Origin of the sequence: Nostoc sp. UCD121, assembly GCF_014222285.1 — a bacterium.
In the GTDB taxonomy this organism is placed as follows: Bacteria; Cyanobacteriota; Cyanobacteriia; order Cyanobacteriales; family Nostocaceae; genus Nostoc.
Map to the genome: position 1 here is coordinate 1 of NZ_JACKZS010000018.1, position 12,075 is coordinate 12,075.

Consider the following 12,075-nt stretch of genomic DNA (forward strand, 5'->3'; position numbering starts at 1 on the left):
CTGCTCCCCTGCTCCCCTGCTCCCCTGTTCCTCTGTCCCCTCGACTGGAAAACACAACTTGACGCGGCCTCTGCGGATTTCGTACTCCTTCGCGCCATCGTTTTTCCCACCAGTAGGCACGTGTTAGATCGTATTCACCGTTGGGCATTTTCTGAAAATACTTGACGGTGAGGGGGTAAGCAGAGGCTAAAGCGGCAAAAATCGATTCTTGGGATAAATCAATCGCTGGTGGTTCTGGATAATGATGTGGAAAACGGCTTCTGATTTCTTTGGTTAGGCGTTGCAGAATTTGTCTTTCACTGGGAAAGGGTTGTTCTGCCCAACGAAACACTTTCAGATAGGTAGTTCGTTGCACCGACCAAACAAATACCGAAAGTTCTACAGGCAAGTTTTCGGAAAGACCCGCCCTACCAGGTGTCTTAGCACTGGGTATTTTGAGGCGAAAGCCTTCCGAAGTAAGCACTTTTTCTCCATTTCCAGGTTCAAAATCTGTTTGTAGCCAGCTACGCACAGTTTCTATATCTGGAGTTGGAACTTCTAAATAAAGGATTTCTCTCATCGTTTCCTGACATCTCCGATCAATCTACTCACTAAGACAGATTTTATGAAGGCACAAAGTAAAGTACACTCCGCGCAACTAGTTTCGTAAAGATTTAGTAAAGAAATTTTAAGAATTTGTTGAATTTATTGTTCATTTTGTATTTCTGTAAACCCACGCCATGAATTATCCCATTCCAGACAGTCCCCAAGAAATTGTTGCCCTGCGACAACAGCCAATTGATGAAGAACTCGTTGCAGCTGCGATCGCTGGAGTCATTAAAATTGTCCGCGCTCAGGGTCAATCCTTGGAAGAATTAACCGCTCAGTTGCTAGCAGATGATCCAATGCTGGATCAGCAACAACGTCGCTGGTTGAGCCAATTAGTTGCCCAATCCTGGGAAAAGTTCTCCTAAAACCTTGCATAATATAAAGAAAATTTTTGATCCAGCATTAGATATTTAGGTTTGCAACTAAATATTGAGAATATTGGCGTTGACTTTGCCCGCCGTAGGCATCGCATTTTCGGTATAGGAGTAACAATAATTGTCAGTATGGAATTGGCAATTGACTTGCTATTTTGGCATTGATGGCGCAGAAGCCACTAAATTAACCATATCAGCGTTTTACGTTGCTAATGAATTTTACAACGTTCTGAAAGCGAAAGACCTCTGCTTTACAGCCTAGGTCTCTTTTTGGGTTCATCCTTATGCTTTTGATCGCCGCCTCGACACCTTAGCGGAATAAATCTTTTTGGCACATAACTTAGTTAGCGATCGCTAACTAAGTAAGTGGAAATAAATACAACTATATTACAAAAGCTAAATATATTTGAAACCCTTAGCAAGGAAGAATGAAAAAGGAAAAACGACGACCTTAAATAGTTAACTTTATTGGTGCAGCCTATCTACTCATTGTTCTGAAAATGACTATTTATGAACATTCTTTATTTAACACGACACTCATTAGTACAAAGATATACTTGGAGTATTACGATATCTCCTACCAGTGATTTTTCTCTCTTCAAAACTATTTATTAGAGAACAAAGTCTAACAAACGCTTAGTAAATATCCGCATTGTGAACCTTATATAGAGAGAGCTAGCGGTTTTTATCTCATGTAATTACTGGGAGATAGACCGTATTTCATTAAACTTAATATTCAATAAATATTCTTTAACAACTATCGCAAAAATCATTTTTCTTGAAATCATCTATAAAGGTATAATCACAAAATAAAATTGGAAATAAAATATGACAAAAGCACAGGATCAAACTCTAGATGCACGTAACCGCATCGTTGAATCAGCTAATCGCTTAGGAGTTCAACTCAATGAGCAAGAATTGGAACGTTGGATGAATTCCATCACCGAGGCCACAGGCGACAGCGATATTGTCGTAGACAAAGACACAGGTGCTTTTGGGCACAAAGTCACTATGTTGGATTTTGATCCGCAAGAGTTGGCACGGTTTCGCGCCATTGGCAAAATCGTCGAATTTGAGGACATTCCTGGTGTTGTAGAAACCGCGTTGGCGATCTCTGGTTCTGCGGCTCAATCTAAGATTCAGACTTATCCTGGTGACTGTGACTACTTCGAGCGGGTGAATATCATTGCGCCTACCCGTAGCGAAGCCTCCGAGATTCTTGGCAAACTGGTTCGGGACAAGGCACTTAACACCATGTCCGGCCCCAATTATCAGTTAATTGATGTGAACTTTGGTGCCTATCCCCAACAAGTGGTTCGGGGAGAAAACACCAGACGTGCTGGTTCGCCAATTAACTGGCAACCCGATGAGGTGATTGCCGGTCAGATTGAGGTAAGCGACCTAGAGGGCAATCCTCTGGTGCTGACCTGGGATGCCGTAGCCCAAGACCCTAACTGGTCTTGGTGTAAGCTGGAATGGGTTGTTGCTGACACAATACGTAGTCAATTGTCCAACGCCAGCAACGTGGTAGATGTTACCTGGGAAGCACCAGATGGAACTATCACAGCACTAGACGGCTATCTGGACGGCTATTTTCAAGAAGTTTACCTGGACGCTGAATCTGCTCCCATCTTTTCCAAACTGGTGAAGCAAGCCTCCGCCGATGTTATGGATGATTATGTGGCGGTATTGGAAAAGGAAGTTAAAAAATATGTCAAACAAGGTAAGCACCTCAACTACGGCAAAGCAGCCAAGCGGATGTACAACATCTTTCGGCTAAACGGGCGTTACGAGGAAGCAGCGTTTCTACGTGAGTTGTTTGATGAACCTACAGCACTGCTTTACCAAGTCCACGCATTAATGGGAACTGTGCAACAAGCCAGGGACAATAGTGCTGTGTTTGATCTCGATAGTGTTCTCAATCAGGCAGATGAACTAATTGTGGCAGCCGTTAAGGTTTTGGAGGGGGAAGAGGAGTTAGAAATCGTGCGTCATTTGCTGCGCTTATATCGTAGTTTGTGCCGCCAAGAATCTGGCACTCCCCTTGGTTCCGAAGTAGAAGTAGCCCAGGCGGAAGTGATGAAAATAGTCAACAATTTCTTCTATGAGAAGATGACGGCGTTACCCACCATTAAGGCTTATATCGAAGGTACTCAGGTATAGGGCAAGATCCTCGGTTTCTCAAAGCAGTAAGGGATTTCCGATAACAATGAATCAGGCTTCGTCGTTATCGGAAATCTGTTACAAAATCTTATAAATGCGATCGCATAGCTATCTTACTTAGGTGATTTCCGACAAAGAAAATACCTGTGTTGGCGAGTTTCGACTTACCTCGGCTCCGCTCGGCACAAGTCGCTCAACTCTCGATCTATCAGTTGGTTGAGCGAAGTCGAAATTAACGGCATCGGTATATTTATTCTTGTAAATCACCTTAACGCTGTAGATTCGCTTGCAAAAGATTACAGAATAACTTCCCTTGCTGAATGGCATCATCCAAAGCAATGTGAGCCAATGGAAGATTTTCTAACCATGCAGCAGGTAGATTATCCTTGCCAGATTCGTTGTAGCTTTGTTTCAAGAATGCCATCGCATAGGATCGGATATCCAATGCCGAGAATTTAAAGGGGCTATCGCCCACAAAGTTTATCAAGTACCAGTAGACAAACATAAAGTCATAGGCTGCTGGATAGCCAACAAAGATCGGTTTACCTGGTAAAGCCACAAGCCAGGCGTGGTAAGACTCCATGACCTTTAGAGGGGGCTGGGGGTCGGCTCGACTAGCTGCCCAGGCATCTGGCTGTTCTGCCCACCATTTCATAGTTTTGGGGTGTCCTTGGGCCCCTGGCAAAGTTTCTAAATTAGCTGTAAAAGTTGCAACTAATTGTTTGTCTGCGGTATACGCAGCTGAGGCAAGACTAAGCATAGAGTGAGGCCCAGGGATAGGGCCATCCGCTTCTATATCAGTGCTGACGTAGATTTCGATTGTCACCTTTTATCCTGCCTGTCTTTTATCAGTATGTTTCATGCTAATACCAGTGTGAATGTCTTAAAAAATCTCACAGATGCGATCGCCCCTAAGTCCAGCAATTCTGATGAAAAAATCAGCGTAACTCTTACTCTGCTTACCTTTGCATTAAAAAAATTACATCCTCTCCAACACCTGAATTCCCAACAAAGATAATCCCAACTTCAAAGTTCTAGCAGTCAAATCACACAGAACCAACCGAGATGTTCGCTGCGGTTCCTCCGCTTGTAGTATGGGACAGCGATCGTAGAATTGGTTAAACTTCTGACTCAGTTCAAACAAATACTCACATAAACGATTAGGCAGCAAGTCTTGCTCTACACTACTAATAACTTCATCTAGTTGAAGTAAATATTTTGCCAGTGCTAATTCTGTTTCATGCTGCAACAAAACAGCATTATTTCCCAACTCTTTAAAGTTAATATCACCCTTGCGGCTAATCCCATGAATCCGCGCATAAACATACAGCATATAGGGCGCAGTATTACCTTTAAGATCCAGCATTTTGTCGTAGCTGAAGATGTAGTTACTGGTGCGATTTTGGCTTAAGTCTGCATACTTAACTGCACTAATTCCAACTACCCTAGCAACTTCACTAATAAATTCTTCAGTTTCTTGACGTTCTTCTTTTTGTAATCTAGTTTTTAGGTCAGCATGGGCATGAGAAACAGCTTCATCTAATAAATCCCGTAACCGCACAGTATCCCCAGAACGAGTTTTGAATTTCTTCCCATCTTCTCCTAATACCAACCCAAAGGGAACATGGACTAATTCCACATCATCGGGAATCCAGCCGGCTTTGCGTGCTACTTGGAAGAATTGGGCAAAGTGGTTTCCTTGTCCAGAATCAGTTACATAAATTATCCGCTTTGCTTCATCCTGCTGAATCCGGTAGCGGAGGGATGCTAAATCAGTTGTGGCGTAGTTATAACCACCATCTGATTTCTGCACAATCAAGGGTAAAGGTTCACCTTCTCTATTTGTAAATCCATCTAGAAAAACGCATTTTGCGCCCTGATTTTCTACCAGTAATCCAGATTTTTCTAAATCTTTTACAACTTCTGGTAGTAAAGGGTTGTAGAAAGATTCGCCCCGTTCAGTTAACTTGATATCCAGTAATTTATAAATGACTTGAAACTCTCGCCGTGATTGTTCGCACAACAATTTCCAAGCATGAAGTGTATCTTCTGCGCCTGCTTGTAATCTGACAACTTCTTGGCGTGCTGTTTCTTGAAAAGCTGTATCTGTATCAAAGCGTTGTTTAGCTTTGCGGTAAAAAGAAACTAAATCACCAATATCTAAAGCATTAGCGGTGGTAAGCGCATCTGGGTAAACTTCCCGCAGATAGGCGATTAACATTCCAAACTGCGTACCCCAATCACCGACATGATTTAACCGCAGCACATCGTGTCCTTGAAATTCTAAAATCCGGGCGATGGAATCACCAATAATGGTAGAACGCAGGTGTCCGACGTGCATTTCTTTGGCAATATTCGGACTGGAAAAATCCACAATTTCCCGCTTCGGCGTTTTTGCTGATGGAACTCCAAGTCTGGGATCAGCTTGAATCGCGTTTAGTTGTGCTTCCAGGTATGGCGTTTTCAGTTTCAGATTGATAAATCCTGGCCCAGCAATTTCCGGTGATTCGCAGATTTCGGATACATCTAGTTTCTCAACGATCGCACCTGCGATCGCTCTTGGTTGCTTTCCTAACTTCTTACTTAGGGATAAAGCCACATTTGCCTGATAATCACCAAATTTAGGATTGCTAGCAGAAACCAAAATTGGATCTACTCCCGCGAAGTCAGCGCCAAAAGCTGCGACTAAAGCCTGTTCAAGCTGAACTTTTAGTTTTTCTTGTGTAGCGTTCATATATAAATTTTATCTGTGACAGATGGAATGTAGCTCTGGAAAAGCTTGATTATTAACTTTAGCATTTCATTTTGAGCCACTCGATTCATAAGAAATATTTTTGTCCATCTACTTACCAATGCCAAAACCCATGACAAAATGACGGACAGAATTGCGACATAATTGTGTTTACTTTGCTTTCTCAATAAGGCACTCTATCTGTAATATAAATTTCACCTATACAGATAAGCGTTAGCACGAAAGTACGCGAAGTTATCAAACGACTAGAAGCTGATGGTTGGTATCTTGCTAGAACTAAAGGTAGTCATCGACAGTTCAAACATCCAGATAAACCTAGTACGGTAAAAGTGTCTGGTAAACCAAATGTGGATGTGCCAATTGGTACTCTTAAAAATATCTGGAGACAAGCTCAATTGGAGGAATACTAATGCGTTATACAGTTGTGATTGAAAAGGGAGAAACTAGCTATGGCGCTTATATCCCTGATTTACCAGGTTGTGTAGCTGTGGGTGAAACTTTAGAAGAAGTCAAGCAGATGATTGCAGAAGCTATTGAATTTCATATAGAAGGAATGCTAGAAGATGGTTTACCTATTCCTAAACTTACAAGTATTGCTCATGAGGTTGAAGTTGCAAACTACAGCAAAACATAATTATAGAAAACCACTAAATTAGCTCTAAACAATCCTTCTAGAATATTTTAAACTCTGTGATCATGCGATCGCACCGCACTTTTAAATTACATAATAAATTCACTGTGTAACTGCAAGCCACACAGTGAATGAATTATAGGGAAGATGAAAGAATCGAGTTGTATTGAAGCCTTGCTCCTCCCGCCCAAGCAAGGCACAACTGACGGAAATCATCGCCCCGCACCTCAAAATTGGGGTATTGGTCGAAACTCGCGCAAGCTGGAGATAGTAACACCACAGGCGCTTCATACTCCTTGGCTAATTCTGCCGCTCTGGGAATTGCCCTTTCCATAGTTTCGACAATGTGGTAAGAATAATACCCCACTTCTTGAAGGCGTTGGGCAAATGCGGGTGCAGCAGAGCCAATCAATAACACAGCAGCAGCTTTGGTTTGGATTTGTGCTAGCCAGCCAGTATCATCACCTGCTTTGGCTTCTCCACCAGCAATTAAAATCGCTGGACTTTTGACTGATGCTAAACCAACTTCGGCAGCATCGTAGTTGGTAGCTTTGCTATCGTTGATGAAATCAATACCTTCCCAAGTGCAGATATGCTCCAAACGATGAGGAACGCCGGGGAATTCCTGAATCGCACGTGCGATCGCATCACGATTAATTCCTGCTAATCGTGCCGTTGCTACTGCCATCAATAGATTTTGCTGATTATGTTCTCCCACCATCCGCAAAGTTGATACTTTCACAATCGGTTCTGGTGCAGAGGTTGCAGTCAATTTTTCCACAACCCAGCCGTCCTCGATGTAAAAGCCTTTTTCACTAATCAGGAAATCTTTTCCTCTCACACTTGTCCAATAAGCATTAGGCCAAGCACTTAAACCTTGTTGGCTCAAGTAGGCATCATCGCCATTGAACACTTGCAACTCTGACTGACGCAACAGCTTTGCTTTGATGTTGTAATAGTTCTCTAAAGTCTTATGGCGACTCAGATGATCCGGTGTGAAAGTCGTCCAAACACCGATACGGGGTGCAAGAGAACTGGAAGATTCTATTTGATAGCTGCTAACTTCCGCAATCACCCAATCAATATGATTTTGGATTTTAGGTCGCACCTTTGGTGCGCTTCCAGCGCAATTTGGATTTTGGATTGGAGTTACCTCACCTCTTTCCCTATCCCTCTGTCCCCTATCCCCTGTCCCCTGTCCCCTCTGAGATAGGGCAACTTCACAAGCGGCGTGGCCAATGTTACCGCAGGCGGGCGCGTCTAATTCTGCTGCTTGAAAAATGGCAGCAATTAAAGCTGTGGTAGTAGTTTTACCGTTAGTACCTGTAATTCCTACCCAAGGTAGCAATCGCAAATTTCGCCAAGCGAGTTCCATTTCCCCAATGGTTTCAATACCTAATTGGCGTGCCTTGATTAATACGGGAATATCCCAAGGCACGCCAGGACTAACAACTATTAATTGGGGTAAATTATCACCATTTAATTCTAGGGATTGGCCTAGTTTAACGGTTATTTGCTCGGCAGCGAGTTCTTGTTGTTGTTGTAGGAGGGTTTTGGAGGTGTTGCCATCACTCAGCTCTACCTCCCAACCTTCCCGTTTCAACAATCTCGCCGCAGCAACACCGGACTTTCCCAATCCAATTACATGAGCTTTGGACATAGATTGCAGCAGAGTGTCCCTGGTTAAGCACTCCCTATACTAGCGTCTATTGGCAAAAATTACACAACTTTTTGTTGACCTACGCTACAGATTTTTGACGATCGCACCAAAGTCAGCTAAAACACGAGCATGATTCCGAACCAATCCCAGTAAGTGTAATCGATTACGCTTAATTTCTGGATCGGAGTCCATAACTAAAACGCTATCTGGCCCATCAAAGAAGTTACTAACTGTTGGAGCAATTTTTGCTAATGCTGCTACTAACAGTTGATAATTTCGTGTCTGCTGTGCTGTTTGAGTTTGTGGTACTGATTCGATTAAAGCATTATACAAAGCTTCCTCAGAGGGCTTTTGGAATAATTCTGGACGAACTACGGTTGTTGGTTCTAACTGTTTTGTATCCAAATCACCTTGGGCGGCTAATCGTGTGGAACGGTTAACAGTTTCGTAGATGTTATCTAGAATACTGTCGTTACGGATTTTTTGTAAGTACAAGGCGCGATCGCGGACATCCAATAAATCCTTTAACGTCCGTTCTGTGTACTCTGGGTCATTTTCTCCCAAAACTGCATTTACCAAGTCGTAATCAATCTGTTTTTCTTCTTGTAATAAGGTGCGGATGCGTTGTAAGAAAAACTCTTGTAATGCTGTGGTTAATAATGCCCGATCTTTTTGATATTTCGCAGCAAAATCTGTTGATATTTGCGCCAATAAATCATCTAAATTTATCGGCAAATTGTAAAACCAAGTAATTTTAACTACAGCATTTGCAGCCCGACGCAAAGCGAAGGGATCGGAGGAACCAGAAGGAATTAAACCTAAACCAAAGATACTTACCAAGGTATCTAATCTATCTGCCAAACCGACAATTTTACCTGTGAGTGTTTCGGGTAAAATGTCACCGGCTCCTGTTGGCAAATAATGTTGAAAAATTGCCTTTGCTACTTCGGCATCTTCACCACTTGCTAAAGCATACTTTTCTCCCATAATGCCTTGCAATTCGGGAAATTCATACACCATTTGAGTTACCAAATCTGCTTTACACAATAAAGCAGCACGTTGGATTTTTTGGCTTTGATTTTCAGCTAATTTTAATTGACTGCTAATTTGTTCAGCAATTTTAACTACTCTATCTATCTTGGTACGCACCGAACCCAATTCTTCTTGGAAGGTGACTTTTTCTAACTGGGGTAAAAAGCTTTCTAAAGGTTTAGTTAAATCAGCTTCGTAGAAAAATCTGCCATCAGCTAATCTGGCACGAATTACCCTTTCATTGCCGACGGCAACAATATCTGATTTTTTGGGATCGCCGTTAGAAATGGTGATGAAATTGGGCAATAATTCTTGCTCAGAACTACCTGGTTTGAATACAGGAAAATAACGTTGATGAGTTACCATAACTTCCGTAATTACTTCAGTTGGTAATTCCAAAAATTCTGGTTCAAATTTACCAACAACTGTAGAAGGATATTCTACGAGATTGGTTACTTCTGCTAACAAATCGGGGTAAATGACTGTATACCCGCTTAAACTTTCTGCTACTGCCTTTACTTGCTCTTTAATCAGATTTTCCCGTTCTTCGGGGTCAACGGTGACATAAGCAGATTTGAGGGCGGTAACATAATCAGTCGCTTGGGCGATTGTCACAGGTTCAGGATGTAAAACGCGATGACCTTGGGAAATGCGATCGCTCTGAATCGTTTTAGAACCATTCACCAATTCCAACGGTAGCACCGTCTCATCTAACAAAGCTACCAGCCAGCGAATTGGTCGAGAAAATCTCCCATCCCCATCTCCCCAACGCATTAACCGCTTACCTTCTAAACCCCAAATCCACTCTTGAACAAGTTCTGTCAAAATTTCCGCCACAGGACGGCCAGGAATTCTTTTTTGTACAAAAACAAATTCCCCTTTGTCAGTGGGGCGAAGGAAGAGTGCATCTAGTTCCACACCTTGCTTTTTAGCAAAGCCTAATGCTGCTGCTGTTGGCTGACCATCTTTAAAGGCAGCTTGGGCGGGAGGCCCTTTAATTTCTTCTTCTCGGTCTGCTTGCTGGGATGGTAGACCTTTAATCAATACCGCTAAACGCCGGGGAGTACCGTACACTTGGACACTTTCACCCTGAAGGCTGTTTGCTTCCAAACTTTGGGGAATGCGTTCTCGCCACTGTATTAAGGCATCACTGAGAAAGCTTGCAGGTAATTCTTCTGTACCAACTTCTAATAGAAACGCAGGCATAGGTCACTGTTTTCAACTTTGCGTAGCTCAACTTTATCAGTTATTCTCAGGAGATCGCTCGTGATTTTTAAGTAATAACCCTTGCTACATACATCAAAATAGATAAATTTGAGCTTGGGTTTGTTAAATAGACTTAATATCTTCTCGAAAACTTTAAAAAATAAGTGTTTGTCTTCATCTAGATGTTATATTTTCTTCAGTCTCCCATGTAGTATTTACTTATATTTATTTCTATCGTAAAGTTAGTATTGTTTGATGTACTGATATTTGCATCATGCAAATAAATCTTGGAGATATAACAGTGAGAAACATTTTTGCCAAAATCGCTGCTACTACAGCAACTAGTGCTGTACTTAGTGTTGCGATCGCTGCTGGTGCTAACAACCCTGCTCAAGCTATTGATTTCAACTTTAACTGGCTAGGAGATGCTGGTTATTCCGCAGTCGGTTCATTCAGCTACGACGAGACTACAGCACCGACAATTATTTCAGAAAGTGGTAGTGGAGCCACCAACTTTTTACAATCCTTGAATGTCTCTTTCTTAGACCCATCTAATAATCCTCTGGGAACTTATAACACCGTTACTTCTGGGGTATCACAATCTGATTTCTTCAGTTTCAATTTTGATAGTGCCACTCAGAAATTGTTTGGCCCTCTGAATATAGGAGGAGGAACAGGTGTCATTGGAGAATACTTCTTTACTGGAACCGTTGGCGACTCTTTGCGATTACGTCAAGATGTCGATCAACAAGGTACATCAATAACACTAGATGAAAATTCTGGTTCTATTCAGGTATCCAAAGTTCCTGAACCTGCTTCTCTGCTGGGTTTCCTGGCATTTGGGGCCTTGGGTTTAGGCTCAACTCTGAAGAAAAAGCAAGCCTCTTTCTAGAAAGTAAGGCTTTCTAGTTAGAGGTTGCCAAGTTTAGTTTAATGAATCTCTATTTTAGCTCCAATAGTTCAGTGAACTGGTGAGTTTATCATCCAGCCTTATCGGTTAGCGATCGCTCGAATACTTATTTTCATAAGTATTCGAGCGATTATAATCAGAAATATTTTCGCTAAAATCGCCCTGAGCATAGCAATCAATGCAACTTTCTAGTATTGCATCAGTGTAGCCCGCCACAAGTATCGCTAGTGTTGCTAACAACCCAAATAAAGCTGTTGATGTCAATTGCAATACTTGGAGTTTTTTCCAGTTACAGCTTTAAATACGAAGCTACCAAACACACTAATGTTAAAAAGTTACTGCCTTTGAGCCACTAAAAAAACTGGACGCTCACCCAATTAATGCAATATTCTTTACTTGGTTAAAAGTACTTCATGTGCCAGTTTACAAGGCGGAATGCAGGTTATATGCATGATATTAAATCTCATGCTACAATCCCCTCAGTGTAAATTTAACAACTCTATTCACTTTTAAATCAGTAAGCAATTAACGTTTATTAGTTAACATACGTAAATTTTAAATATAGGATTGGGAAACTTTATCCAACCAGAAAAACTGATAATTGTTCGCTAATAACTGTTAAAATCCACCTAGAAAATTTTTCAGCAGTGCTTATCGCAATTGTGATTTAAAAAAATCATAATCTCATCACAAACTAAATTAAATAATAAAAGTTGCAGCCTCTATTGAAGTTAGCAATAAATCCGATTATCTCCGGCT

The 12,075-nt window shown here is 41.8% G+C and carries 11 protein-coding genes and 1 pseudogene; 6 read left to right on the top strand and 6 right to left on the bottom strand.

The features are described 5' to 3' along the window. Nucleotides 1-559, bottom strand: a pseudogene (locus GNF10_RS06210) (flavin-dependent dehydrogenase); the annotation flags it as partial. A gap of 160 nt (nucleotides 560-719) precedes the next feature. Here GNF10_RS06210 and GNF10_RS06215 point away from each other — a divergent pair. The 3 genes from GNF10_RS06215 (at nucleotide 720) to GNF10_RS06225 (ending at nucleotide 3,125) form a co-directional block, all read left to right on the top strand. Next, on the top strand, nucleotides 720-953 hold the full coding sequence (locus tag GNF10_RS06215) for a hypothetical protein (RefSeq protein WP_114081902.1): 234 nt from the start codon (nucleotides 720-722) through the stop codon (nucleotides 951-953). A gap of 130 nt (nucleotides 954-1,083) precedes the next feature. Further along, entirely contained in the window at nucleotides 1,084-1,224 is a 141-nt protein-coding gene (locus GNF10_RS06220; protein WP_185585444.1) for a hypothetical protein, read from the top strand. A gap of 566 nt (nucleotides 1,225-1,790) precedes the next feature. Further along, nucleotides 1,791-3,125 (top strand): hypothetical protein, encoded by a 1,335-nt coding sequence (locus tag GNF10_RS06225; RefSeq protein ID WP_114081901.1) that lies wholly within the window; start codon nucleotides 1,791-1,793, stop codon nucleotides 3,123-3,125. A 268-nt stretch (nucleotides 3,126-3,393) separates the two neighbouring features. On the opposite strand, the gene GNF10_RS06230 is transcribed toward GNF10_RS06225, so the two are convergent. Beyond that, complete coding sequence (locus tag GNF10_RS06230; protein WP_185585443.1) at nucleotides 3,394-3,951, bottom strand: exonuclease; 558 nt, start codon at nucleotides 3,949-3,951, stop codon at nucleotides 3,394-3,396. 153 nt (nucleotides 3,952-4,104) lie between these two features. Continuing rightward, nucleotides 4,105-5,859 (bottom strand): arginine--tRNA ligase, encoded by a 1,755-nt coding sequence (gene argS / locus GNF10_RS06235; RefSeq protein ID WP_185585442.1) that lies wholly within the window; start codon nucleotides 5,857-5,859, stop codon nucleotides 4,105-4,107. Nucleotides 5,860-6,113: 254 nt separating this feature from the next. Between argS and GNF10_RS06240 the strand changes: the two genes are divergently transcribed. Together GNF10_RS06240 and GNF10_RS06245 are read left to right on the top strand one after the other, a co-directional pair. Continuing rightward, entirely contained in the window at nucleotides 6,114-6,287 is a 174-nt protein-coding gene (locus GNF10_RS06240) for a type II toxin-antitoxin system HicA family toxin (protein ID WP_311774114.1), read from the top strand. Then, nucleotides 6,287-6,511, top strand: coding sequence for a type II toxin-antitoxin system HicB family antitoxin (locus tag GNF10_RS06245; protein WP_185585441.1), 225 nt, complete (start codon nucleotides 6,287-6,289; stop codon nucleotides 6,509-6,511). Before GNF10_RS06240 ends, GNF10_RS06245 begins: the two co-directional genes overlap by 1 nt. A gap of 133 nt (nucleotides 6,512-6,644) precedes the next feature. Here GNF10_RS06245 and murD read toward each other — a convergent pair whose 3' ends face one another. Together murD and glyS are read right to left on the bottom strand one after the other, a co-directional pair. Then, a complete protein-coding gene (gene murD, locus GNF10_RS06250) occupies nucleotides 6,645-8,168 on the bottom strand; it encodes a UDP-N-acetylmuramoyl-L-alanine--D-glutamate ligase (protein ID WP_185585440.1) in 1,524 nt (507 codons plus the stop codon). A gap of 84 nt (nucleotides 8,169-8,252) precedes the next feature. Further along, nucleotides 8,253-10,406 (bottom strand): glycine--tRNA ligase subunit beta, encoded by a 2,154-nt coding sequence (gene glyS / locus GNF10_RS06255; RefSeq protein ID WP_185585439.1) that lies wholly within the window; start codon nucleotides 10,404-10,406, stop codon nucleotides 8,253-8,255. A 301-nt stretch (nucleotides 10,407-10,707) separates the two neighbouring features. Here glyS and GNF10_RS06260 point away from each other — a divergent pair, with 301 nt between their 5' ends. Then, on the top strand, nucleotides 10,708-11,298 hold the full coding sequence (locus GNF10_RS06260; protein ID WP_185584350.1) for a PEP-CTERM sorting domain-containing protein: 591 nt from the start codon (nucleotides 10,708-10,710) through the stop codon (nucleotides 11,296-11,298). A 105-nt stretch (nucleotides 11,299-11,403) separates the two neighbouring features. On the opposite strand, the gene GNF10_RS06265 is transcribed toward GNF10_RS06260, so the two are convergent. Then, a complete protein-coding gene (locus GNF10_RS06265) occupies nucleotides 11,404-11,580 on the bottom strand; it encodes a hypothetical protein (RefSeq protein WP_185584352.1) in 177 nt (58 codons plus the stop codon). Between the last annotated feature and the right edge of the window lie 495 nt (nucleotides 11,581-12,075).